Origin of the sequence: Streptomyces desertarenae (assembly GCF_042681365.1) — a bacterium.
In the GTDB taxonomy this organism is placed as follows: domain Bacteria; phylum Actinomycetota; class Actinomycetes; order Streptomycetales; family Streptomycetaceae; genus Streptomyces; species Streptomyces desertarenae.
Window position 1 is genome coordinate 192,517 of the sequence record NZ_JBHUFU010000004.1, and the last position, 25,721, is coordinate 218,237.

The 25,721-nt window shown below is 66.3% G+C and carries 13 protein-coding genes; 9 read left to right on the forward strand and 4 right to left on the reverse strand.

Annotation, left to right across the window (positions count from 1 at the left end; all coding sequences use genetic code 11):
* Positions 1–66 precede the first annotated feature (66 nt).
* The 5 genes from ACFSJS_RS08880 to ACFSJS_RS08900 are packed head-to-tail and all read left to right on the forward strand — an operon-like array spanning position 67 to position 17,800.
* Entirely contained in the window at positions 67–1,122 is a 1,056-nt protein-coding gene (locus ACFSJS_RS08880) for a serine/threonine-protein kinase (RefSeq protein ID WP_380898660.1), read from the forward strand.
* A gap of 60 nt (positions 1,123–1,182) precedes the next feature.
* Complete coding sequence (locus tag ACFSJS_RS08885) at positions 1,183–4,119, forward strand: helicase-related protein (RefSeq protein WP_380898662.1); 2,937 nt, start codon at positions 1,183–1,185, stop codon at positions 4,117–4,119.
* A complete protein-coding gene (locus tag ACFSJS_RS08890; protein ID WP_380898664.1) occupies positions 4,116–9,029 on the forward strand; it encodes a type II restriction endonuclease subunit M in 4,914 nt (1,637 codons plus the stop codon). The genes ACFSJS_RS08885 and ACFSJS_RS08890 overlap by 4 nt, the downstream gene beginning before the upstream one ends.
* A 9-nt stretch (positions 9,030–9,038) precedes the next feature.
* Positions 9,039–15,650: a DEAD/DEAH box helicase gene (locus ACFSJS_RS08895; RefSeq protein WP_380898665.1), complete on the forward strand. Its 6,612-nt coding sequence runs from the start codon at positions 9,039–9,041 to the stop codon at positions 15,648–15,650.
* Positions 15,650–17,800 (forward strand): UvrD-helicase domain-containing protein, encoded by a 2,151-nt coding sequence (locus tag ACFSJS_RS08900; protein ID WP_380898666.1) that lies wholly within the window; start codon positions 15,650–15,652, stop codon positions 17,798–17,800. Before ACFSJS_RS08895 ends, ACFSJS_RS08900 begins: the two co-directional genes overlap by 1 nt.
* Positions 17,801–17,902: 102 nt before the next feature.
* On the opposite strand, the gene ACFSJS_RS08905 is transcribed toward ACFSJS_RS08900, so the two are convergent.
* Positions 17,903–18,199 carry a hypothetical protein gene (locus ACFSJS_RS08905; protein ID WP_380898668.1) on the reverse strand — a complete coding sequence of 99 codons (297 nt, stop codon included), beginning with the start codon at positions 18,197–18,199 and terminating at the stop codon, positions 17,903–17,905.
* A 36-nt stretch (positions 18,200–18,235) separates the two neighbouring features.
* Complete coding sequence (locus tag ACFSJS_RS08910) at positions 18,236–18,976, reverse strand: phosphotransferase enzyme family protein (RefSeq protein ID WP_380898670.1); 741 nt, start codon at positions 18,974–18,976, stop codon at positions 18,236–18,238.
* Between the two features lie 799 nt (positions 18,977–19,775).
* Here ACFSJS_RS08910 and ACFSJS_RS08915 point away from each other — a divergent pair.
* Entirely contained in the window at positions 19,776–20,843 is a 1,068-nt protein-coding gene (locus tag ACFSJS_RS08915) for a hypothetical protein (protein ID WP_380898672.1), read from the forward strand.
* 503 nt (positions 20,844–21,346) lie between these two features.
* Here ACFSJS_RS08915 and ACFSJS_RS08920 read toward each other — a convergent pair.
* Positions 21,347–21,580, reverse strand: coding sequence for a DUF397 domain-containing protein (locus tag ACFSJS_RS08920; RefSeq protein ID WP_380898674.1), 234 nt, complete (start codon positions 21,578–21,580; stop codon positions 21,347–21,349).
* Complete coding sequence (locus ACFSJS_RS08925; RefSeq protein ID WP_380898676.1) at positions 21,577–22,482, reverse strand: DUF5753 domain-containing protein; 906 nt, start codon at positions 22,480–22,482, stop codon at positions 21,577–21,579. Before ACFSJS_RS08925 ends, ACFSJS_RS08920 begins: the two co-directional genes overlap by 4 nt.
* 188 nt (positions 22,483–22,670) lie before the next feature.
* On the opposite strand from ACFSJS_RS08925, the gene ACFSJS_RS08930 reads away from it, so the two are divergent.
* The 3 genes from ACFSJS_RS08930 to ACFSJS_RS08940 are packed head-to-tail and all read left to right on the forward strand — an operon-like array spanning position 22,671 to position 25,716.
* The gene (locus ACFSJS_RS08930; RefSeq protein WP_380898678.1) at positions 22,671–24,164 is read left to right on the forward strand and encodes a hypothetical protein; all 1,494 of its coding nucleotides are present in this window, start codon (positions 22,671–22,673) and stop codon (positions 24,162–24,164) included.
* A 39-nt stretch (positions 24,165–24,203) separates the two neighbouring features.
* Positions 24,204–25,205 carry an asparaginase gene (locus ACFSJS_RS08935; protein WP_380898680.1) on the forward strand — a complete coding sequence of 334 codons (1,002 nt, stop codon included), beginning with the start codon at positions 24,204–24,206 and terminating at the stop codon, positions 25,203–25,205.
* A gap of 31 nt (positions 25,206–25,236) precedes the next feature.
* On the forward strand, positions 25,237–25,716 hold the full coding sequence (locus tag ACFSJS_RS08940) for a PPC domain-containing DNA-binding protein (protein ID WP_380898682.1): 480 nt from the start codon (positions 25,237–25,239) through the stop codon (positions 25,714–25,716).
* Positions 25,717–25,721 lie beyond the last annotated feature (5 nt).

Sequence of the window (25,721 nt, forward strand, 5' to 3'; positions counted from 1 at the left end):
TGACGTGTGACGCATCGCGTCCGGTGCTTTCGCCTTCATCTGCCCGGTCGCGGAACGGGGGCGATCGTGTTCGAGCCGCTGCGGGAGAAGGACCCCCGAGAGGTCGGGGGCTTCCGGTTAACCCAGCGGCTCGGCAATGGCGCGATGGGAGTGGTCTACCTCGGTTTCCGCAGCCCCCGCCCGGTGGCAGTGAAGATCATCAAGCCGGCGCTGGCGGACCAGCCGTACTTCCGCCAGCGCTTCGCCCAGGAGCTGGAGGCGATCCGACGCGTCGGCGGTTTTCACACCGCAGCGCTCGTGGATGCCGACCCGGACGCCGAGCAGCCGTGGATCGCGACGGAGTACATCCATGCACCCTCCCTTGAGGGGCTGCTCAAGCAGCACGGGGCGGTCAGCGAGCCCGGAGCGTGGTGGCTGGCTGCCAGTTTGTCCGAAGCGCTGCTCCACATCCATTCCGTCCGGTTGCTCCACCGTGACCTGAAGCCCAGCAACGTGCTCGTTACCACGCAGGGCACTCGCGTGATCGACTTCGGCGTGTGCCATGTAGGCGGCGCGACCGGACTCACCTCGGGCGATTCACCGGTCGGCACCCTCGCGTACATGGCACCGGAGCAGGCCAGGGACTCCCGCAAGGCGAGTGAAGCCGCGGACGTGTACAGCCTGGCCGCGACACTGGTGCACGCGGCGACAGGACATCCTCCGTTCTATGCGGACATGCCCGTACAGCGGATGCTGGACGCCGAGCCGGACCTCTCTGGCCTGCCCGCAAGTCTGCGTGAGCTGGTTGTCAGTGCCCTGTCCTACTCTCCTGACGACCGGCCTTCGGCCCACACCATGCTGGAGGTGGCGATGGACCGGCTGCTGGACCACGCGGTGCCGGTCGGCGGCCCCAGGCACCCGCCGCTGCCCGAGGTCTTCCTCAGAGACTTGCTGCAGGTCGAAGGGGCGCCTCCCGCACCACCGTCCGCAGCGCAGTTCCCGGGGCCGGAAGGGCGAGGAGCGGGAGCCGTGGCACCATCGGCCGAGCCTGCTGCCGCGGGCGTGTCCAGCGGTGGGGGGAAACCATGGGCGGAGCGCTGGCGCGGGAAGATCCGCGACCGGCGGTCCGACTTCGGTGGCTGACGTCCGGCCGCGCGGAAGAGCACGACAGGAAGTTCAACAGTGAGTAAAGGTGAGAGCGCGGTGACCAGCGTGACAGGCGTTGCCAAGTTCGCCCCGGGCATGCAGGTCCGCGCACGGGACGAGGACTGGCTGGTCGTCGAGGTGTCCGAGACGTCCCACGACGGCACTCGTCTGGATGTCCGCGGGATCTCGCCGCTGGTACGTGACCAGCGGGCCGTCTTCTTCGCCCACGACTCCCTGGACAAAGTCACTCCCCTACGGCCCGAGGACACCGACCTCGTCGTCGACGGCTCCCCGGAGTGCCGCCGCTCCCGGCTGTTCATCGACGCGCTGATCCGCAAGACCCCGCTTCCCCTGTCCGAGCAGCGGCTCGCGACAGTCGGTACGCACCTCGTCGATGACCTGGTCTATCAGCGGGAGCCGGCCAAAGCGGCACTGCGCGGCCTGCGTCCGAGGCTGCTCATCGCGGACGCGGTCGGGCTGGGCAAGACGCTTGAGATCGGCTTGCTGCTCTCGGAGCTCATCCGGCGGGGCCGCGGGGAGCGCATCCTTGTGGTGACGCCCAAGGCGATTCTCGAACAGTTCCAGCATGAGCTGTGGACGCGCTTCGCGATTCCCCTCGTGCGCCTGGACTCAAGCGGTATCGAGCGCATCCGGCAGAACATCCCCGCCGGCCGCAACCCCTTCTCGTACTACAAGCGCGCGATCATCTCCATCGACACCCTGCGCTCAGACCGCTGGCGCAGCCATCTCATGCAGGTCACCTGGGATGCCGTCGTCATCGACGAGTCCCACAAGCTGATCAACAAGGGCACGAAGAACAACCGGTTGGCGGGACTCCTCGCTCCACGGACTGACGCCTTGGTACTGGCCAGCGCGACACCGCACAACGGCGAGCGCGAGTCGTTCGGCGAGCTGCTGAGTCTCTTGGACCCGACCGCCATCCCCGACACCAGCGACTACGACGAGACTCAGCTCGGCCACCTCTACGTCCGTAGGCACAAGATGTCACCGGATGTGTCGGCGGAGATCGGTCACAAGTGGGCCACCCGCAAGAAGCCCGAAGCCATCGACTGCGTGGCGAGCGATGCGGAGCAGAGGATCTTCGAGGAGCTGTACGACGTCTGGGTCAGCCCTGGGGAGGGCCGGTCGGCTCCGGTGAGCGGCAAGGGAGCCCGCCTGTTCCCCTACACGCTCCTGAAGGCGTTCCTGTCCTCGCACGAGGCTCTGGCCGAGACCGTGAGAAACCGGATCGCGGCCATCGACAAGGACGCCGCGGATCACCCTGAGAACGAGGAGAGCCGTGCCCCTGAGCGCGCGGCTCTTGTACGGCTCGGCGAGGTGGCCGCCGAGGCCGCGGTGGAGGAGGCTGCCAAGTTCCGCCGCCTGGTCACCGAGCTGAAGGAAATGAGGGTCGGCCCGGGGTCCGACAAGCGCGTCGTGGTCTTTTCCGAACGCCGCGCCACCTTGAGAATGCTCCACGAGGCCCTGCCTGGCGAGTTGGGCTTCGAGAAGTCCACCGAGAGGGCCGGCGGCGCGATCCGGCAGTTGCACGGCAACCTGTCCGATGACGAGCAGCAGCGAACTGTGAAGGACTTCGGTCTGGCCGACAGCGACCTGCGGATTCTGCTCACGGGTGACATCGCTGCCGAGGGCGTGAACCTGCATCGTCAGTGCTACCAGATGATCCACTACGACCTGCCCTGGTCGCTGATCACCATCGAGCAGCGCAACGGTCGCATCGACCGGTACGGGCAGCAGACGCCGCCGGAGATCCGCGCCCTGCTGCTGGTCCGCCAGGACGAGGATCCTGAGGTCCCCTCCGCGGACCGGCTCGTTTCCCGTCGACTGCTGGAGCGTGAGGACGAGGTCCACCGCACGCTCGGCGAGGCCGCTTCCATCCTCGGTCTGCGCGACGAGGACGCGGAGGATAAGGCCATCAAGGAAGGGCTCGCAGAGGGAAAGGCGTTCGATGAGATCGTCCCGCCTCAGCCGGATGATCCCTTCGACCTCTTCATGGCCCACCACACGGTCGACGGATCGGGTGCGCGCTATCGCGTACCGCAGTTGTTCTCCTCGACCCGGGCCTTCGTTGAGGAAGCTCTGGAAGAGGTGTACGGCGACCCCGAGCAGAAGATCCACAAGGAATGGGACAAGGACTATCCCGAGCTGCTCACTTTCTGCCCCGACCGCGAGCTGCAGCGCCGTCTCCTCGTCCTCCCCCAGAGCTATCTTGACGAGCGCGGTGTGCTCGACAAGCTGCGCGTCACCTTCGACCCCGGATTCGCCCAGCAGCGTCTTGACCGCGCCCGCGAGCTGAGCGGCGAGCGGCCCAAGGGCGCGATCACCAAGCAGACACGGCGCGAGACGTCCGGCTGGCCCGATGTCAGCTATCTGACCGATCAGCACCCGGTCGTGGAGTGGCTCACCGACAAGGTCCTGGTCCGGCTCACTCGCAACACCGCGCCTGTCATCACCGCCGATGTCGACGAGCCGACGTTCTTGATGCAAGGCATGTACTCCAACGCCAAGGGCCACCCGACAGTCCTCGCCTGGTCCTGCGTGACCGGCCTGGAGCGCGGTGCTCCCGAGTTCGACGACGACATGGTCGGGGTGCTGGAGCGTGCCGGCGTGAAGCCGAAGATGCTCAACCGGCCCTTCGCTGGTGACCTCGACGCGTTGCGTGCCCTGGTGCCGCATGCGGTCGCGGCCACCAGACGGCATCTGGCCGAGCTGCGCAGCAGCCAGGAAGAGCCTCTGATCGAGCAGCTGGCCGAGTACGAGAAGCGTCTGGCGGCCTGGCGCAAGGCAAGCCAGTCGAGCTTCGAGCAGCTCACCCTTGCCATCCACCGCGAGCACGCGGAGAAGCGTGTGGAGAAGACCGCCATAGAAGTGGGGCAGCTGATCGAGCAACTGGCCACGCAAGGTGAGGCAATGATTCGCGTGGTCGGGGTTCTTGTCCCAACCACGGGGGCCGACGAAAAGAAGGGTGTGTGATCACCGTGGCATTCGAAGCGATCGTCAACCGCGGTGAGTACATCTCCGCCCACTACCTCGCCGAGGTCTTCTCCAAGGATCTCGTCGACCTGCGCAAGCGCTGGACCGCAGCGGACCGGGCAGGACAGCCCACATCCCGCTCGGGGGTGAAAAACCTGGGCCGCGGCTACTTCAAGGCCAAGGTCAACATCACCGAGAAGGGCGACCTTGGCGGTGCCGAGCTGCGCAAGCTCAACGACGCCCTGCTCACGGCCCTGGCCTACACCAGCCCCGGGGATGAGCCGCAGCAGCGTGAAGGTGACACCCACACCAGGATCCAGCGTGGTGTCTACGAGGTCATGCGAGCAGACAAGGTCCGTGAGGTCCCCGTCGCTTTCGCCGCGAAGGGCCCCGGAGGCGTCGAACTGGTGGCTCTGGATGTCACCTGGGGCACGGACGCCGACCTCGTCGTCTCCGATGTCGAGGACGGAGGAGCTGAGCTGCTCACTCCGATCCATCTGGACGGCAAGCAGAGGATCACCAGCGCAGCGGACGCCGTCACCTTCCTCTTCGGCTGTGAGGACTCCTACGCCCCGCGGTTCGTACTGCTACTCGCCGGCGGCGCGATCGTTCTTGCCGACCGCACCGCATGGCACGAGGGCCGGTTCCTCGGCGTCAACATCGATGCAGCACTCGACCGCAACCTGGCCGGCGACGATGGTGAGCTGGAAGCCGTCTCGGCCCTGTTCGGCGCCGAGTCCCTACTGACGGGAGGCGGCGCGGTCGGCTTCCTGGACAACCTGGTCGACAAGGGCCGCAAGCACGCGGTCGGCGTGTCCAAGGAACTGCGAGAGGGACTACGGCGGTCCGTCGAACTGATCGCCCAGGAGATCCTGGACCGGATCCACGACCACCCGGCCGACCCAGCAGAACTCGGTGACAGCAACGAACTGGCCACCCGACTCACCCAGGAGTCACTGCGCTACCTCTACCGCATCCTGTTCCTTCTGTACGCCGAAGCCCGACCGGAGCTGGGCATCCTGCCCAGCCAGGACGACGCCTACCAGGATGGCTACAGCCTGGCCCGGCTCGGCGAGCTGGTCTCCTACGACCTGCCCGAGGAAGCCCAGGAAGGGCACCACTTCTACGAGTCCCTGGACCTGCTGTTCCGCCTCGTCGACCAGGGTCACCGCACGATGGAGGACCACGAGCCGCACCACACCGAAACGCTGGACACGGACGGCATCCGCTTCGAGTCGCTGCGCAGCGACCTCTTCAAGGCCGACGCCACCCCGCTGATCGGGTCGGTACGCATCGACGGCGAGAAGGTCGACACCCGGTTGCGCAACAAGGTGTTGTGGCGGGTGCTGAACCTGCTGATGCTCAGCCGAGGCAAAAAGGGCAAGGGCTTCATCTCCTACGCCCAACTGGGCATCAACCAGTTGGGCGCGGTGTACGAGGGACTGATGTCGTACACCGGTTTCTTCGCCACGGAAGATCTGTACGAAGTCGCCAAGCCGGATTCGGACGGACTGGCTGGCACCTGGGTCATCCCCCAGAGCGAAGCCGACAACTATGACGACGAGGTCTTCGTCAAGCGCCCGGACGAGATCACGGGTGTACCCAAGCGGGTCGAGCACAAGAAGGGCTCGTTCGTCTACCGCCTCTCAGGCAGGGAGCGGCAGCGGTCCGCCTCCTACTACACGCCCGAAGTACTCACCCGCAGCACGGTCAGGCACGCGCTAGCCGAGCTGCTGGACCAGGACGGCAAGACCACGCTTGCCAGGGACATCCTGGACCTGACCGTGTGCGAGCCGGCACTGGGTTCGGGAGCATTCCTCAACGAGGCCATCAACCAGCTCGCAGCCGAATACCTCAAGCGCCGCATGGCGGAACTGTCGGCCGAGCAGGGCAAGGAAGTGCAGCTGCCACCGGACCAATACGAGGTGGAACTCCAGAAGGTCAAGGCATACCTGGCACTCCACAACTCCTACGGTGTAGACCTCAACCAGACCGCCGTGGAACTGGCTGAGGTATCGCTATGGCTCAACGCGATGCACAAGGGCCTCAAGGCCCCGTGGTTCGGCCTGCACCTGCGCCGTGGCAACTCCCTCATCGGTGCACGGCGCGCGGTGTACAACGTGTCGGCTCTGAAGCGGAAAGCATGGCTGACCACGGTGCCAACCGATCGGCCGCTCCAGGAAGGCGCAGAGGAGGGCGTCTTCCAAGCAGGGGAGGAGATCCATCACTTCCTGCTCCCGGCCAAGGGGTGGGGCGCTGTCGCGGACGCCAAGCAGGCCAAGGAACTGGTACGGGAGGAGCGCGATCGCCTCGCGGAATGGCGTAAGAAGGTCGCGTCCACTCCGTCAGCGGCGCAGACTAAGCGGCTGCTAGCTCTGGCCACACGCGTCGAGAGACTATGGGCGTTGACGTGGCGCCGCCTTGTCGTATCAGAAGCAGAAGTCCGTCGCGACATCGGAGTGTGGGAAGTTGACAAGGAACGTCCTCTACCGCGCTCGTCGGGAGCGGTATCGCGCGAGCAGGTCGAACAAGCTCTTCAGGAACCGGGCGCACCACTAGGGCGTCTGAAGCTGGTAATGGATGCCTGGTGCGCCTTCTGGTTCTGGCCTGTGGGGCAGCCTGGCACACCGGAACCCCCGACGTTCAACGAATGGCTGGATTTCTGTGAGGCTGTTCTAGGTGTGCCTCCAGCCAAGGCAAAGGCTAAATCAACCAAGCGCGGCGCCGGGGCTGGCCTGGATGATGAGTTCGGGTTGTTCGCGGACAGTGGGGACTTCAAACAGCTCGCAGTCGATGACGAACTCGACCGTACACTGAGCCAGTGTGCGGACATGCCCACGGTAACGGTTCGCTTCCCGTGGCTCAGCGAAGTAAGTGTGATTGTCCGCCGCGAGGGCTTCTTTCACTGGGATCTTGAGTTCGCCCATATCTTCAAGCGCGGAGGGTTTGATCTACAGGTAGGAAACCCCCCGTGGCATAAGCCTGCCTGGAACGACGAACTGTCACTTGCTGAGTACGACCCATGGTTCGGCCTCACGAAAGAGGCACCTGAGAAGGTCCGAGAAACACGCCGTCTTGCCACACTGGCGAATGAAGTCGCCAAGCAAGGATACCTGGCAGATCTCAATTCCTGGGCAGGCGTCAATGCACAGCTTGGGCATGAAACTCTTCATCCTGTAACCAGCGGAATGAAGACGAATCTGTATCTCAATTTCATGGAACAGGCTTGGAGGAACCTCGGACCCCAAGGAGTAGTCGGCCTCCTCCACCCAGAGTCACACTTCACTGACCCGAAAGGTGGCGCACTCAGGTCTGCAACCTACCGGAGACTGCGCAGGCACTTTCAGTTCAGGAATGAAGCCCGACTTTTTGAAGAAGTCCACCACACTTTCGAGTTCGGGATTCACGTGTACTCGCTTCCTCGCGAACCCCTATTTTTCAACATGAGCGGAATCTTCATTCCGGATACCATTGATAAGTCATTGAATCATGATGGCTCAGGGGAGATTCCCGGGCTTCAACACGAGAGCGGCGGGTGGGACACGCGCCCACATTTCAGCAGAGTCGTAGAAGTAAACCCTTCGGTTCTCTCCGAATGGGCAACTCTACTCGATGATCCTGACACACCAAGCAACATGGCGCGAATGGCGCGCCCACTCACAGTCATTGACAGGAATGCAGTGGAGGTCTTCGCAAAGTTCCCCGAAAGACTTGGAGGCCATAAAAACTGGATGACACTCGCTTTCGACGAAAAGAAAGCAAAGCGGGACGGTTTCATCGAATGGAAGACTGCCATTCCGTCATCGATTGACGAAGTGGTTCTCCAGGGGCCGCACTTCAGCGTCGCGAATCCCTTCAATAAGCAACCGAACCCAGGTTGCAGGTCTAATCAAGACTACAGCACCCTCATCCTCGGCGATCTCCCCGAGAGCTTCATTCCGCGAACTAATTACGCTCGAGCGTGTTCACCGGAAGAATTCCGCGACGCACAACGCAAGTGGGACGGAAGAGCTTCAACAGAATACTTCCGAGTGGCGTGGCGGAATATGACATCATCCGAGTTGGAACGCGGCCTTCACGCAACACTAATCCCGCCAGGGCCAACTCATGTTCACGCCGTCCACTCAATGGCGCTTGATTCCCCCATGAAGACTGCAATTGTCGCGGGGCTATGGGCGTCAATCCCGCTAGACTTTCTAGTAAAGGTATCCGGGACGGCGAAAGTTAGCATGGAGTTGGCCGATCGGTTCCCTGCACCTTTTTCTCACCCGCTCGCCACCCCGCTTCTTCTGCGCGCCCTCCGGCTCAACTGTCTGACCCGCGACTACGCGCCTCTATGGGAGGATTTGTTCGAGGCCGTCTGGCTTTCGGATCGCTGGACAGTTCCCGACTCACCCCGTTCGGAAATCCAGGACGTAGAGCCGACATGGTCGATGTCTACGCCGCTGCGCGTGGAGTACGACCGTCGCATGGCCCTCGTCGAGATCGACGCGATCGTTGCCGTGATGCTCGGCCTAACCGCCGAGCAACTCTGTGCAATGTACCGCTCCCAGTTCGCGGTCCTACGCAAGTATGAGTGGGAAATGTTCTTTGCCGCAGACGGTCATAAGATCGGTGCGGCAAACCATAACGTAGGTATCCGGCAGACGCCCGAGGAGACAGCCTTCGTCAAGGCGTGGGTGAAGGCTGCGCGCGCTGGCGATCCGACTCCTGCGGTTCCTGAGGGTTGGGTGAAGCCCAACCGTGAAGCTGAGATGACTCGTGCCCACGCCGACTTCACCGCACGTCTGCTCGCCGGCGAGTACGGGGACTACGCTGCGTACGCCGCTGAGCATGATGACCACGGCAACCTTCTTGGCAAGGCCGAAGCCGATCAGGCTCCTTCCGACGTTCCGGCAGAAAGCAGGTAAGACGCCGTCATGCTGCCCTCTCTGGTCGCCGAGGACCTGCGTCGCGCTCTGGCCACCTACCTCACGACGAGTTTCGCGCTCGCCGACGACGATGTGCGCGAGGAGCTCGACGCGTTCCTTGAGCGGCCAGAGAGCCGGTTGTTCCGCGGACCGTATCTACGTGTACGGACTCCCTTCCGGGAAGCCTCCCCGGGCTGGGAGGCCGCGCTCGACTGGCGTCCGAAGGACTTCACGCCCTACACACATCAGGCTGCCGCCTGGCAGCGGCTGTCGTCGAAGGCAGGACGTCAGCCGGAGCCCACCATCGTCACCACGGGCACGGGATCGGGTAAGACAGAGTCCTTTCTGGTGCCGATCCTGGATCACTGTGCCCGCGCCCGTGCCGCGGGGCAGCAGGGTGTCAAAGCCCTGCTGCTGTACCCGATGAACGCCCTGGCCGATGACCAGGCCCGCCGTATCGATGAGTTCCTCGCCTCCGAGGAAGCGCTGAAGGACGTCACGGCAGGCATATACATCGGTGGCGCCTCCGGGCCTCGTACAGCGCCGGATGAGGGCGAGAGCGAACCGGGCTCCTACGGTCGCGACACCGGTTCGACGTCACTTGCCGGGGATCCCACGATCAAGAAGCTGGTCACCGATCGGGAGGCGATCCGGGCCGAACCACCGGACATTCTGCTCACCAACTACAAGATGCTGGACCTGCTGCTGCAGCGCATCCCGGATGTTCCGCTGTGGCAGTCCAACTCCCTCGCGTACGTCGTCCTCGACGAGTTCCACACCTACGACGGGGCCCAGGGAACCGACGTGGCGATGCTGCTGCGCCGTCTGGGGGCCGCGACCAGAGCGGCACGTGAAGGACGTCCGCTCGGTGACATCACGCCGGTGGCGACCTCCGCGACGCTCGGCGGAGGGGATTCCGGCGAGCTGGCGGTGGAGGGTCCTGAGAAGTCGGACCGCGAGCTGTTGCTGGAGTTCGCGGAGAAGGTCTTCGGTACACCGTTCCCCGGCGCCGCGCTCATCGGCGAGGATCGGTTGCTCCCCGGTGAGATGGTGGCCGAGCCCGATTTCCTGCTGCCCACGCCGACACCCGCCGACCTGGCCGCGCTACCCGACCCGCTGGATGACGAGTCGGCTCTCGTGGACCTGGCGCGGCTGATGCTCGGCCAGCCGATCAGTGACCCGGTGCAGATCGGTACCAAGCTGAGGCAGCACATCTTCGTCAAGGCGATTCTCGATGTTGCCGGGAACACTCCCATCACCGTTCCCGACATCGCGCGGGAGTTCGCCCAGCGCGGTGGCGGGCCGGCCTGGGACGAGGCCGCTCGGAGCGATCCGCGGCTCGTCGAGCTTGCCTTCACACGGATTCTCGCGCTGATCTCGCACGCTCGCACTCCGCATCCCGTGACGGGAAGGTCCGGCCCCTTCCTGCGAGTGGAAGCCCAGCTGTGGGTGCGCGAAGTGAGGCGTGTCATCCGCGCGGCAACCGCTGAGCCGCATTTTCGCTGGTACGACGACGACGGGCCGACCGGTGATTCCCGGCCGAACCCCGCCAATCTCGCCATCTACCAGCCAAAGGAGGTCGACAGCGCCGGGGAGATCGACGAGCTGACCGACGCGTCACGCCGTCCTGTCGGACCGCCTTACCGGCGGCACCTTCCCGCGGTGTACTGCCGCCACTGCGGACGGTCTGGCTGGGCGGCTCTGTCCACCGAGCTGGAGTGGCAGCAACTCAAGACGAACACGCTGGAGATCTACAAGGCTTCCGCGCAGGGAAGGCGGGCTGTGCGCTGGATGTTGCGCGCCCGTCCGGATGAGTACCCGGTGCTTCATCTGCATGCGGAGAACGAACGGCTTCTGACCAATCCCACCGATGACACCGTCGCGGTCATCACGCCCCATGAGCCGCTGCCTGCGAACGCCGGTGACGAATGTCCCTCCTGTGGGCTCGACGACGGCATGCGCTTCCTCGGTGCGGGCACGGCCACTCTCGCCTCCGTCACCACCACCCAGCTCTTCTCGGACCGAGGGCTGGCCGGGGATGAGCGGAAGCTACTGGTGTTCACCGATGCGGTGCAGGACGCCACCCATCGAGCCGCTTTCATCGCCAACCGCAGCTTCGGGTTCACCTTCCGCGGCCTTCTGACCGAGCACCTCCCTCCGGGGCGTCCGATCGCCGTGCACGATCTCGCCGCCGATGCTGCCGAGGCCGTCGTCACGGCCGCCGGCGAGGGCAAGCGCGAGGAGCTCGCCTCCATCGTCCCGCCCGACCTGCGTGAGAACCCTGAGATCCGCACCCTCGTCGACGACTCGGACAGCTTCAGCGACGCCGGCGCGGACATGCTCTACAGCCGTATGGTCTTCCAGACCTTGCTCGAGTTCGGTCTGCGCTCCCGCCTGGGCCGCACGCTGGAACTCACCCGTACCGCGGCCGCCGAGGTCGACCTCAAAGACCTCCCTGCTCTCTGCGCCGAGTTGCGAGAGCGGCACCAGCGTCTCCCGGGGCAGATCTCGCTGCCAACCGAAGATGCGGCATACGCCGTCTTCCTGCGTGGACTTGCCGAGCGGCTGCGGCTGCGCGGCGCGCTGTATCACCCCTGGCTGCAGGAGTACATCCGCCAGGCCGGCTCAAGACGCTGGCCCATCTGGGGTGGCAGGCCCACGGGGATGCCGGCATTCCCGCGCGGCCTCGCCGCTCCTACGTTCCCGGTGTCGGGCGGTACCCGTACCACGGGATTCGACTCGCTCACCCGCGACAACACCTGGTTCGCGGACTGGGGACACCGTGTGCTGGGCTGTGACCGACGCGAGGCGCGTGCGGTGACGGAACTCGCCATGAAGCTGCTTGCCCAGCGGGACATCTTGGCCACCTACCACGCCGAAGGGGGCGCCCTCGTCTACGCCCTCAAACCCCGCAACGTCCTCGTACACCGCATCGACGACATGTCCACATCGGGCGAGGACACCGTCAACGCATGCGGTGTGCGCTGTGACACCTGTACCTGGCGGCAGACCGTGCCGCCGGGGCGGCGCGAGGAGTGGCTGAACACCGAGTGCCTGCGGTTCCGCTGTGCGGGCCGCTTCGTCGAGGACGACCGCGACTACACCACCGACTACTACCGGCACCTCTACACCGTCGACCGCCCGGGCGACGTGCTGACCGCCGAGCACACCGGCGCGCTCAGCCGCGAGCGGCGCGAGCGGATCGAGGCCGCCTTCAAGCACCGGGCCTCGTCCTTCGACCCGAACGTGCTGACCTGCACACCTACTCTTGAACTCGGCATCGACATCGGTGACCTGTCGGCCGTGCTGCTGGCCTCCATGCCGCCCGGGCCCGCCAACTATGCGCAGCGGATCGGCCGGGCGGGCCGCAGCACGGGCAATTCACTGGCCGTCACCTTTGTGCCCCGAGGCGCTCGCAACCACTACTACCTGCACGCCCCGGAGCAGATGCTGGCAGGCCGGGTCATCCCCCCGGACTGCTATCTGGATGCTTCGGAGATCCTGCGCCGCCAGTACCTGGCGTTCCTCTTCGACCGCGCCGCCGACCGCAGCCTGTGGGAAGGCACGGTGATCCCCGAGCGTCCCATGCCGGCGCGCATCGGCGAGCTCTTCGGACGAGGGCTGGCCGAGGACGGCTGGTTCCGCCGCTTCCTCGATGTGGCGAGCACCCGCCATGCCGAACTGTCCGAAGCCTTCATCTCGCTGTTCCCATCGATGTCTCCGGTCGCGGCCCACGGCGTCAGGACCTTCGCCGTCCAAGGACTGGAGGAGGCCGTCGGAACCGCCGCCAACGCGTGGAACAAGCGAGTAGCCGCCCTGCGCTCAAGGATGCGGCAAATCGGCCGGGCCTTCGATTCCCTGGCCTCTGCGACAGGAGATCCGGAGCGCGACAGACAGCGGCGCCAGCTCTTCGCGGAACAGCGGACCGTGCGCAAGCGCCGGGACGCCCTTGTCTCGGAGAACTCGATCAACGCCCTGGTGCGGTTGGGCCTGCTGCCCAACTACACCCTCCACGACGACGCGACCGTGCTGGACGCCACTTTGTGGTGGCGGAACAGCGACGGCGAGTTCGACGAGAGTTCGACCGACTACGGCCGCGGCTCGCGACTCGCTCTGACCGAGCTCGCCCCCGGCAACATCTTCCACAGCGACGGCTACAAGTTCATCGTCAACGGTGTGGACCTCGGCACCGGTGCCGGCGGAGGCGAGAACGCGTACGCTCTGTGGCGTTTCTGTCCCGAGTGCGGTTTCGTCGCCACGGAGGAGACCGGACTCGACATCACTGCCTGTCCGCGCTGTGACGCTCCGCAGATCGCCGACCCCGGGGCCGTTCACAAGGTGCTGGTACCCGAGCGAGTCGTCGCCCGTGAACGGCGAGAGGATGCCCGGCTCACCGATGAGAGGGACGAGCGCGAACGCAGGCAGTTCGACGCGATCACTCTGGTTGACATCGACAAGGACCAGCCCCAAGGGTTGAGAGCGTGGCGCCGGATCAGCGAGGCCGACGGCTCGCCCAGCGGCCCGCCTTTCGGCGTCGAATTCGCCAGGGTGGCCACCATCCGCACCATCAACCTGGGGTCGGCATCCGCGCCGGGCCCGACCCACGTGATCCGCGGTGAAGAGGTTCAAGCCCCCGGTTTCGAAACCTGCCTGGAATGCGGGGCGGTACGGGGCGCCCACCCGCAGGCGTGGGATCCTTCGGCCCAGCGGGTTGGCACCCGCCATGCGTACTGGTGCTCCCACCGCGATGACGGCGTGAACCACGAACCGGCGGAGAGGCTGCTGCTCGCCCACGAGCTGACCACACAGGCACTGCGCATCCTGCTGCCCGTCTCCACGACGGACATCGCGCCTCGCCTGGTCTCTTTCAAGGCGGCCCTGCTCCTGGGCATCACCAGGCACTTCGGTGGCGCTCCCGACCACATCCGCGTGATCACTGACAGCATGCCCGGCGACAGCCGGGAACTGCGGCGACGCTTCCTCGTGCTCCATGACTCCATGCCGGGTGGCACCGGCTACCTGGAGCACCTGGCGGACCCTGTCGTGCTGCACCGCGTCCTGAAGCTCGCCCAGACAGCGCTCCGCGACTGCCCCTGCCAGAAAGAGGAGCAGCGCACCCCTTGCCACCGCTGCCTGCTGCCCTTCGTCTCCAGCAGTGAGCATCCCGACGTCTCCCTGCGCATCGCGAAGGAGCTCCTGGACGAGATCCTCAAGGACTGGGCCGTCGAAAAGGTCGACACCCTCTCCGGTGTCCGTATCGACCAGCTCGTCGACAGCGAACTGGAGGACCGGTTCGTCCGTACCCTCATCGCCTGGGGCCGCCGCGAGGAGGAGAACGGATCGGTCACCGCCAAGGCGGGTCAGCGCGGTGTGGAGCACGAGTTGCGCTTCACCCGCGGTGACGTGGCCACACGCTGGCGCATGCGGGACCACGTACGGATGGACACTTCCGTCCCCTGTGAGCCCGACTTCCTTCTGGAGCGCACCGACGGCCCCACGGAGCGGGTCGCGGTCTTCCTCGACGGCTTCTCCTTCCACGCCAGCGAGCGCGTCAACCGCATCGCCGACGACGCAGCCAAGCGGGCGGCCCTCAGAGCAGAAGGCGTACTGGTGTGGCAGTTGTCCTGGGACGACGTCACGACGTGGGCAGCGGCTGTCAGCAGCGCTGCCCAAGGACAACGGGTGCGTACACCCGCGCAGCCTCCGCATACGGATTCCGTACTGCAACTCGCTCGCCGGATCCATCAGAGTCTGGTCGGCCGGGCTTGTCCCAACGACACCCTCGATCCGGCGCTGCGCAATCCCGTGGAGACGTTTCTGGAGTTCCTCTCCGATCCTGACCGGGCCAAATGGGCGCGGCGGGCAGCCGGCCTGCTGGGCGGCTTCGGAGCAGTGGCACAGCCGCAGCCGATAGACCGAGAGGAAATCGGTCGAGTACTCCCCGACGTAATCCGGGGTACGAGTCTGCCCGCCTCGACCGGGGCTGCCGAGGCAGTCGCGTTCGACGGCCGCACACCTGGTCAGGCGCGGATCATCGGCCTGCTGGACCGCAGACCCGAGCCACGGAGCAAGAAGCCGGATATGCGAGCCTGGTCCGTGTTGGCCGTGCTCGACGATCGGCCGGACGCCGTCGCAAGTGGCGGGCACAAGGAATGCTGGGCGGACTGGCTGCGCTGGTCGAATCTCCTGCAGTTCCTCCAGCCCGCAGCCAGCGACGAGCTGCCCCGCTCCTTCCACCAGGTCGCAGTCTCCACCGGCGACCAGGTGGATCCACACACCGTGGCTCTGCTGACCAGCTCGCTTCCCACGGGAACGGGAGAACCGCAGCCGCTGCCGCCAAAATGGGCCGAAGCGGTCGAGTGGGCCTCCACTGAGGTCGAGGACATCCTGCTCCAACTCGTCGAGAAGGCCCGGGGCGGGAACATCGACGTGCCGCAGGTCGGATTCGAGTACGGAGATCAGGCAGTGCAGGTCGAACTCGCCTGGCCGGACGAGAAGATCGCGGTCTTCGTTGACGTGGACGAGCACCGGGACGCCGATCTCAAGCGCGCGGGCTGGTATGTGGCACACGCCGACGCCGTGAGCGTGCCTGAGCTCATCAAGAAGTTGGAGGGGAAATGATGCCCGGCGCCAAGGTCATCATGGCGGACGTCTTCGGAAAGTCCTATGACGCGCTGGACGGCTCCGTCCAGCCGCAGGTGCTGCAGTTCATCATGAAGATGCAGCGCGACCCGGACTCCAACGGCCTCAATCTCAAACCGCCGAAGGGCGCCAAGGACAAGCGGGTCCGTACCGCGCGTGTCACCGACAACTACCGCGCCGTCCTCATGCACTACGCCGAGCGTATCTACTACCTGGTTGCCGTACTGCCGCACGACGACGCGTACGACCTCGCCGCCAACATCCTCTTCGACATCAACAAGGTCACCGGCGGCATCGAGCTGATCAACCTCGGTAGCCTCTACGGCACTCTCAGTGGGCAGCCGAAAGCCGCCGGCAGCGCGGAGGGTACCCAGCCGTCGTTCTTCGCCGGTGTCTCCGATGCCGACTTCGAACGCCTCGGTGTCCATCCCTCCATCATCCCGGCGCTTCGGGAGATTCGCAGCGAGGACGCGGTCCTGGGCATTGTCGAGACGATGCCCAAACTGGCCCGTGACGTCGTCCTGTGCCTCGCCGACGGCATGTCCGTCGAAGAAGTCTGGGAGCAGGTCAGTTCCCTAGCGGCCACCGAGGACAAGATCGATCCCCAGGACTACGAAGCCGCAATCGAACGCCCGGCCACCAAGGAGGCGTTCGTGGTGACGGGTGACATCGCCGAATTCGGGCGGATCCTGACCGAGCCGCTCTCCGCCTGGCGGATCTTCCTTCACCCCGCGCAAAGGGCCCTGGCAGAGCGCAAGACTCCCTACAAGGGGCCTGCCCGTGTCACTGGGGGTCCTGGTACCGGCAAGACGGTGGTGGCCCTGCACCGCGTCAAGGCGCTGGCCGAGCGCCTGCCCCCCGGTCAGGCCATCCTGCTGACGACTTTCACCACCAACCTCGCCAACCTGCTCAAATCCCACCTGAAAGACCTTGGTGGCGCCCAACTGCTGGCCAAGGTCGACGTCCGCAACATTGACAAGGTCGCCTACGGGACGGTCAAGGAGACCTTCGGCCCCGAAGCACCCAGTCGGCTCAAGGACAGCGAGATCCTCAACCGCTGGATCGAACTCGCCGAGGAGCAGCCGGTACAGCGCTACGACGGCCGCTTCCTCAACGCCGAGTGGAAGCAAGTCGTCCTCGCTCAGGACATCCGCAGCCGCGACGAGTACTTCGCCGCCAACCGCGCCGGCCGCGGCCGGCGGCTCAACCGCCCCGAACGCGCCCAGGTCTGGTCCCTGATCGAGGAATTCGAGCGCAGACTCGACCGCGAGAAGGCCGCCAGCGTCATCCAACTCGCTGCCCAAGCAGCCCGTATCGCCTCTGGCTGGTCCGATGAGGAACGGCCGTACCGGCACATCGTCGTGGACGAAGCACAGGACCTGCACGCCGCTCATTGGAAACTGCTCCGTGCCCTGGTCCCCGAGCAGGACGACGACCTGTTCATCGTCGGCGACGCACACCAGCGAATCTACGACAACCGGACGTCCCTCAGCGCCCACGGCATCAACATCCGCGGCCGTTCCAAGCGGCTGACCCTGAACTACCGCACCACCCGACAGATCCTCGCGGCCTCGCTGAACCTGCTGGGCGACTCCAAGTTCGACGACCTCGACGGGAACACGGAGCAGCTCCGCGGATACCGCTCCGTCCTGTCGGGTGCCAGCCCCGAGACCGTGCGCTACCGCTCCCCTGCCGAAGAGATGTCTGCCTTGGCCAAGCGCGTCGAGACCTGGCAGCAGGAAGGCATCAAACCTCAGGAGATCGCGGTCGTCGGACGCACCCACGCAATCGCCGACAGCGCCGTGCAGGCTCTACGCGATGCCAAGCTGGACGCGGTGAAGGTCGAGGATTACCGCGTACCAGACCCCGATGAAGGCGTCCACGTCATGACGATGCACCGCATCAAAGGGCTCGAGTACCGCGCGGTCGCCATCGTCGGGGCCAGTGACCAGAACATGCCCCTGCCCAGTGCTCTCACTCCGGAGACCGAAGACCGGCTCCAGCACGCCGCTGATCTTCGTCGCGAGCAGTCACTGCTCTTCGTGTCCGCCACGCGTGCCCGCGAGCAGCTCTCGGTCACCTGGTCAGGTCGGCCCAGCCGCTTCCTGGAGCCGCGCACATCCCGTTGAGATGCCCTCAGCAGGATAAGCAGACCGCATCGTCGTCATACAGCGCCCTGTGAAGGAGTAGTACTCACAGGGATCCGCCGGCCTGGGCGGGGCCGGGGTGGGTTACCGGCTGGGTGGGTTGCTGGTGTGGGCCGCGTGTGCCAGCGCGGCCTCGACCTCGTCCAGACGGTCGAGGAGTGCGCTGGCCGCGTGGTGGCGCAGCAGCCAGAACTGGTCGAGGTCACCCTGATCGAGGCCAGGCGCCAGGTAGTGCTCCTTGACGCCGTAGAGACTGACCGCGAGCTGGATGAGCGCGACGCGGGCGCAGGCGGTGACGTCGGCGGCGGGCAGGTGCGGGTTGGCCTCGCGGTAGGCGGTCACGAGGGTGAGGCCGGAGGCGATCCAGTCTGGGGCGTGCACGATGGAGCGGGGGTCGAAGGCGATCCGGCCCAGTTCTCAGGCGGCCAGGTAGGGCTCGGTGGGGCCGAAGTCGACCACGGCGGTGATGTCGTCGTCGCTGAAGAGGATGTTCTTGACGGAGTAGTCGCCGTGGAGGACCTGGGTGTGCAGGGGCGGGAGCCCGGCGAGCAGACCGGGCAGGTGCCGCAGCTGGGTGCGGCGCTCGGCGAGGGTGGCGGCGGCCTGCCGGTCGAACTCGTCGTGCTCCGCACGCCCGTTGATGAGGTCCGACAGCCGGTTGATCGTCGCCTCGCGCTTGGCCAGGTCCGGGGCCAGCCACCTGTCGGCCTTGGGCGAGGGACGCACGCTGGCGGGGTGGCCGGCGAACGCGGCGTGGATACGGCCGAGCATGTGGCCGGCGGCGGCCTGCTGAGCGGGCGTGAAGCCGCTCTCGACAGTGTGGCCGGGCATCCACTGCCACACCGACAGCGCGGTGGCTGCGTGGCGGGTGATGGCCTCGCCGTCGCAGCTGGGGATGACGGCAGCGACCGGCACACCGTGCTGGCCGGCGAGCCGGGTCTGGGCGATCACGTCTTCCTCGGCGGTCAGGTCAGCGGCGGGCTGGTAGTGCTTGACGAACACGACCCGCCCGTCTTCCGACTCGGCGCGGTAGTTGATGGCGACTTGGCCGTCGAGCCGGGTCAGCCGCGCCCCGGCGAGGCCGTAGGCGTCGGCAAGGATCTCGGTGATCTGCGTGGCGGTCGGTGGCTCGGTGGCATTGGTGGTGGTCGTCGGCATGGCCCGCTGTCCTCCTCGGTCATTACGTTTGGTGATCGAGCCGCTACCTTAGCGAGGGTGAAGGTGGTGACGGCTTCGGCGGCCACCTGGTGGAGGACGCGGTCCCACCAGGCGCGAGCCGCCCGGTAACGGTGCAGGCAGGCGGCCGGCGAGCGGTCCGTACCGGTCCACTCCACGGCGACCTCGATCCGCTGCCCGGCGGTGATCCGCGCCCCGGCCTGAGCGGCGACGCTGTGGCACCGGTCCGCGCCGGCACCCGCGTCCGACAGGTGCAGCACCTCCGCCTGGTCCAGCAGGGGTGCGAGCGCCGCATCGCAGCCGTGCTGGCTGGAGGTGTCGGCTGGGGTGAGCTGAAGAACCAGCTCTTCGAGGTCCTCAACCAGGAGATCACACCCCTACTCGAGAGGTACCACGCCCTCATGAAGCCGGACAGCGAGCTGGACGCCCTGCTGACTGAGGGCGCGCAGAAGGCCCGGGAACGCGCCCAGCGCGTCCTGCGGTCGGTCCGCTCCGCCATCGGCATCGACACCGAACATTGGAAGACCGGACATGGAGGTCAGATGACAGGTACAGCTCCGTCCAACGGGTTAGCGGCTGACCTCCGCACCTTCCTCCAAGCGCCGGAGCAACGAGGTGTCTCCGGGTGGCGCACCTGGGCGGGGCATCACAGAGCATCTTGTTTCAGGCCACCACAGGCCCGAAAAGGGATGATCTTCAGCCATTCGACCCCGCGGCGCCGCCCCTCCCGGCACACTACGCAGCGAAGCCAGACGGTTACTTTGATGTGAAGGGTGGGGCTGTGGCCCGCGGGAACAACGAGATCATTCCTCTGCTGGTGGACACCAAGAACACCATCGAGCGCTCAGTGAAGGACGTCGGCGGCCAGGTCACCGCAGGCAACCAGGAACTGAGCCGGCAACTGGAGGGTGCGGTGGCCTCCATCCTGGAGGACCACCGCGAAACCCGTGACCGAGCCTTCGCCGCCTCCACCCAAGCCACCCAGGCCACCGCCGAAATCGCAGGACTGAAGCGGGAAGTCAACGCCCTGCGCAGGACCATTGAGGACCTCGCCGCCCTCCTTCGGGAGGCGCCCGTCCTGCCGCCCGAGTCCGACCAGGCCCCCGTCACTTCGGTGCCCATTCCGCCGTCGGCTCCGGCCGCGGCGGCACCCGCCGCGCAGCCCGGCACCACCCCGAGCGTCACCCTCACCCTCCCCGGCCCGGACAGCAGCACCGCCGGCCAGGACGGCGCCCCGCCGGTGCCCGCCCAGCGCGACGGCTCCCACGACACCGCCCCGCCCACCGACCAGACCTCCGAGGCCGGGACCGACACCGGCCCGGTCGACGCAGCAGAGGCTCAGCCCGCGGCCGGCACGGGCGGGGAAGACGACAGCGAAGCCGGCGCGGCTGCCTCCGCCGCCGACGAGGACCAGGCGGTGGAGACGCCCAGTGAGGACGAGGAGAACAACCACGGTGCTCTTCTGCTGAAGGCCGCGCGGATCGCCCGCGTCACCGTGGTCTGCCACCGCGACGCCTGGGACTTCATCGCCGACCGCGCCGCCGGCCACGAGCACTTCCGCACCACCGCCGTCGTCACCGACGAGGCCGACGGCCTGGTCCGCGTCACCCTCTCCGGCCGCTCCCTCATCGGCGCGCTGATCACCCTGCACGACACCCGCACCGAGGACCGCACGCGGTGGGACGGCACCTGGGCCATGGCCGCGGCCTTCTACGACCGCATCGCCGAAGACCTGTACAAGGCCGGCCGCGACGGCTCCACCCCGCTCACCATCGTCTTCAACGACGGCATCACCGACACCACCCCCACACCCACTCCCCAGGACAACCCCGACACACCTCAGGAGTAGGCGTTCGACAACACGCGCAAGCACACAAGCGGGGGACCCGAGCCATGCGGCGGGCTCGGGTCCCCCGCTCGGGGCCCTCAAGACCGTCTCCCGGCCCCGCGGAGCCAAAGGATTCATCCTCTTGCCCCGCTACTGGAAGGCCGAAGGCACCCTCGGCTGGATCGTGAAATCCCGGCGCAATGTCAGCGACTACGAGCACCTCCCGCAATGCTTCGAGACACACCTCACCTGGGCACTCATCACATTGATGCCCCGCAGTTGCACACGACGAGACCCTCGCATCAACTGGTCGAGAAAACCTTGGCCACCTCTCCGACCTGCACGCTGTCGGCAGCGGTACCTACAGGGCCTTGTAATAGCGGACCAGGAGCAACGCTGTGCACCCGGCTTTCTCCTACGCACTGCGAGCGGTCGCGTGGCCCAAGTGGAGGCCAATGAACTATCTGCGGCGGTGCCTGGCCGGGCCTGGCTGGCCCGGCCACTTGATGGCGCTTCGGGCCAGATCAGAGATCGAGCAGGAAGTCGAAGTCCGTATCCTTGGCGCCGAGCAGCCATGCCTTCGCCTCATCAGGCGTGAACACCTGGGGCAGTCGATCCGGATTCTGCGAGTCACCGATTAGAACGAATCCGTTCTGGACGGCGACCCGCACGCAGTTTCCGCCACCGCCGCTGTACTTGGACACCGTCCATTCGACCGATGTCAGGTCGAACGAGGACGGGTCCGGCTTCGCTGTCACTGTTCTAGCTCCTCGATCCTTTTTTCGAGACGCATGCGCGTCTCTGCGGGGTCCAGCGCCCGCTCCCACAAATTGGTGAAAGCTGCGGTGTAGCGCTGTACGTCTTCAGCACCGTCGAAGTACACGGAACTGACCATGGTCTCCACCCACACCACCTGGCGAGCAGCTTCGGGAAAGCTCATGAGGACGAACGCGCCTGCCGCCCCCGGGTGAAGGCCAATCGCATCAGGAAGTAGGCGGATGGTGTTCCGGTGATCGTCGGACTCGGCGCGAATCCTCTCCAGCTGGTGCCTCAGCACCAACCGGTCCCCGATGGTGTCGCGGAGCGCGCGCTCGTCCACGAGCGCGCGAAACTCCCTCGGCGTACCTCCTCGGACCTGCTGCTGCCGGTCCATGCGGACGTCAACGAGGGCCTCCACTTCCGCGGCGCTCAGTTCAGGTCGCATCCGCGTGATGACGATTCGGGCGTAGTCCTCAATCTGAAACAAGCCCGGCCATATGTCCCGCTCGTAGTTCCAGAGTTCAGCAGCTCGTCGCTCCATCTTGAGGAAGCCCTCGAACTGCATAGGGCCGAGCAGGTTGGCGTTCCGCCGCCACAGCGCGGGACGCGGTCGGCCGGCCGGCGTGGTGTCCGCGCCCAGGAGAGCCAGAATCTCGGAGCGCTCTGCGGCCTTGGCCTGGTAGCACTCGAGCAGCGCCTCGACGAGGTCGCGGGTGACACGACGGCGCTGCCCGCGCTCCAGTCGACTCAGCCCGCTCTTGTCGATCTTGATTCCGCGCCGACTCAGCACCTCGTGACCTGCGGCATCGCCTTGAGTGAGGCCGCGTCGTTCGCGCAACTCCTCAAGACGCAGGCCGACTTCGCTGAGAGTCAACGAGAACGGCGTCTTCGCTCCTGGCATGGTGGCCAGTCTGACGGCTGGCCGCGCTGCCTACAAGCAATATGGTCAAGCAATTTGCTCGACCATATTGCTAAGAGCTCACCTGGAGGAGCATCCTAGCCAGGGTCACGAAGTGTGCAGCGCCCGTCGCCATGCGTGGAGGTCGTTCCGCTGCTCTGCCCGTACACGCCCAAGGAGGGGCCGCCGCGATGCGTCGGACGCTGTTCAGCCTCCTGTTGAAAGACCGCGACCTACTCAGATGGGAAGCGTTCTGCATCCACTTCACGGCGATCGGCCGGGAGCTCGCGCACGAAACGGGCAACCGCCGACTCGCCACGGCCAGCGTGGGGCGCACCACGTTCGACAGGTGGTCCTCGGGCACCTGGTACGGCCGTCCCCGCGGCGAGGCGGCGCAGATTCTGGAGCGCATGCTTGGGCACACCGTCGGAGAGCTGTTCAGCCCGGCGCCCGACGCGACCGAACCAGTGGCGGAGCTGCAGCCGGCAGCCACACGGCTCGGCTCTCGCTGGTCCACATCAACCTTGCTTCTCCCTGCGGGCGGCCCGGTCGGCACCTGGGAGATCGCCGGGCGTCAGCGCCTGGATGGCACCAGCGCCGCAGTCCACCTCCTTCCCGTCACCAGACAAGGTGAGGACGCCGATGTCAGCGACCTCAGCCAGGACGAACTGCGAGACCTGGAGCGGTTCTTACGGCCGGCGCGCCGCGGATTCCTCGTTGGTGTCGAGAAGCGGCACGACGACGTCAACCTGTATGTCCGCGACGCCGCAACCGCCCGCAGGCCAGCGCTACCGACGCCGCCTCCCACCGGACCCCTGTCGATTCCCGCGGCGTACCTCCTGGACGACCTCACCTACGGCATTCTCTGGGCGCTCACCCAGCTCGACGACAGCCTGCTCGCCGATGACCAGGTACTCGACACTGAACAACACCTTTTCAAGACCTACCTGTCCCTGCCCCGATCGGCGCCCAGCCAGCTGCTCGTCGGCCTGACCACCGTCGGCAGCAGTTGGATGGGGTCAGCGTTCTGTGCCCGGCACATCCAGCAGGAGCTGGCCGATGCGACCGAAGTTCCGATGTTCTGGACGCGTGAGCAGAGCGGGGAGGAGGCGGCCTGCTGGCTGTTCTTCAAGCACAAGCTCGATTACCTCAGCGCCCTCGAACGCTTCCACGGCACCGCGGCACAGACCGTCCGGGTCTTCTGCCTGCCCGAGGCCGAGGTGGCGCACTCCGAAACGTACGAGAGGGTTCTCCTGCTGTTGGCGATCGCCCTCATGGAGTGCTTCGGAATCCGGGTCAGGGTGGTAACGAACCCGGAGTACTCGAAGGTGGATGGAGTAGCCCTGATTCCCGGCCAGCGCGCCGTCATCGCCAACTGGGGGCGGGTGCCCGGCGGAGCCCTCTGGGCTGCAAGCAGCACCTCCGCCCGCGGAGAGCTGCGTACATACGCCACCGTATTCGCCGACGCCCAGGACGCTGAAGTGCTGGGCGGCGATGATCCGACGGGCCGCCTCCGGTCGCTCGCTGACTACCTGGGCCTGGACTGGAGTTGGCTGACCTCTCGGTGCCACGCGCTGGGCGAGCACGGCGTCGCCGGCCTCGTGCGACCTCGCAGCCGTCTACTGTCCGTAGACGCGCTGGATGAGACGCTGCTGTTCCTCGGCAAGCTCGCGCTCTCGCGATGAACCCCTGTCCGCGCTGCCACCCCGCCTGAAAGGTCCTTCGTGCTCTCCGCTGACCGCGACCCCAACCACACCGTCCTGGTGCTCACTCTCGGCGGCACCATCGCCATGACCCGTTCGAGCACGGCATCCGGCGTCACACCGACGTTGACCGGCTCCGACCTCGTGGCCGCCGTGCCCGGCCTTCAAGACGCCGCCGAGGTCACCGCGGAGGACTTCCGGCAGATGCCCGGGGCCTCCCTGACAGTCAGCGACATCGTCAGCCTCGTGGACCGACTGCAGCGGGCCGACCGCGACGGCGTCAATGGGATCGTTGTGACCCAGGGCACCGACACCCTCGAAGAGACCGCGTACCTGACCGACCTCTACTACCAGGGCAGCACGCCGGTGGTCTTCACCGGCGCGATGCGCAACGCCGCGACCGCAGGCGCCGACGGCCCCGCGAACCTCCTCGCCGCCGTGCAAACCGCCGTGAGTGCAGGGGCTCGGGGGGCGGGGATCCTCGTCGTCCTGGGCGAGGAGATCCATGCCGCACGTCACGTCCGGAAGATGCACACGACCAGTCCGGGAGCCTTCGGTTCCCCGAGCACCGGTCCGGTCGGCCATGTGGTGGAAGGAGCAGCCAGGTTCCACCACTGCCTGAACCCGATCTCCCCCGTACCGCTACCGATCAGCGACCTGCCCTCGGTGGAGATCATCACCGCGTCCCTGGGCAGCAGCGGGACGTTGCTGGAGGGACTGGAGAACAAGGTCGCCGGCCTGGTGGTGGCAGCGTTCGGCGCCGGCCACGTCCCGGAGACATGGTGCGCTCGGCTGGAAGCACTGGCGGCCGCGATGCCCGTCGTCCTCGCGTCACGCATCGGTGCTGGCTCCGTGCTCACCTCCACCTACGCCTTTCCCGGCTCCGAGAGTGATCTGCTGACCCGCGGCCTGATCAGTTCGGGTGTACTCGACCCGTACAAGGCCCGGCTGCTCCTCATCGCCCACCTCGCAGCCGGATCACCCCGCCCGGAGATCGCGAAGGCGTTCCTCGACCACTCCTGAACCCCGACCAGTAAAAAGGACGTCTCTGACCATGCGCTACGCCCAGGTCCATTCCGGCAGAAGGTTCGTGCTCGCCCTCGATCACGGGGAGGACCTCCTGGAAGGCATCACCCGGTTCTGTGCGGACCAGGACGTCCGGGCCGGGTACATCCCGACGTTCGTCGGCGGTCTCCGCTCGGCCCGGCTGGTGGGTACGTGCGAACCCCTTACCGACCCCGAGGCCCCGTTGTGGGAGGAGATCACCGTCGAGACACTCGAGGCACTCGGCGGCGGGACGCTCGCCTGGGACACGGAGAAGGACTGCCTGGCCCCTCACATCCACGTCGCAGCCGGCATCAAGGGCAAGTCGGCCGAAGGGCGGGTGTCACATCTGCTCGGCGCGACCGTGCAGTTCATCTGCGAGATCCCCATCGTCGAGGTCGTCAGCAACGCGGAGGGGCCGGCGTTGACGCGGAGGCGCAACGCGGACCTCTACGACGTCCCCCTCCTCGGCTTCGGCACGGACCACTGACGGAG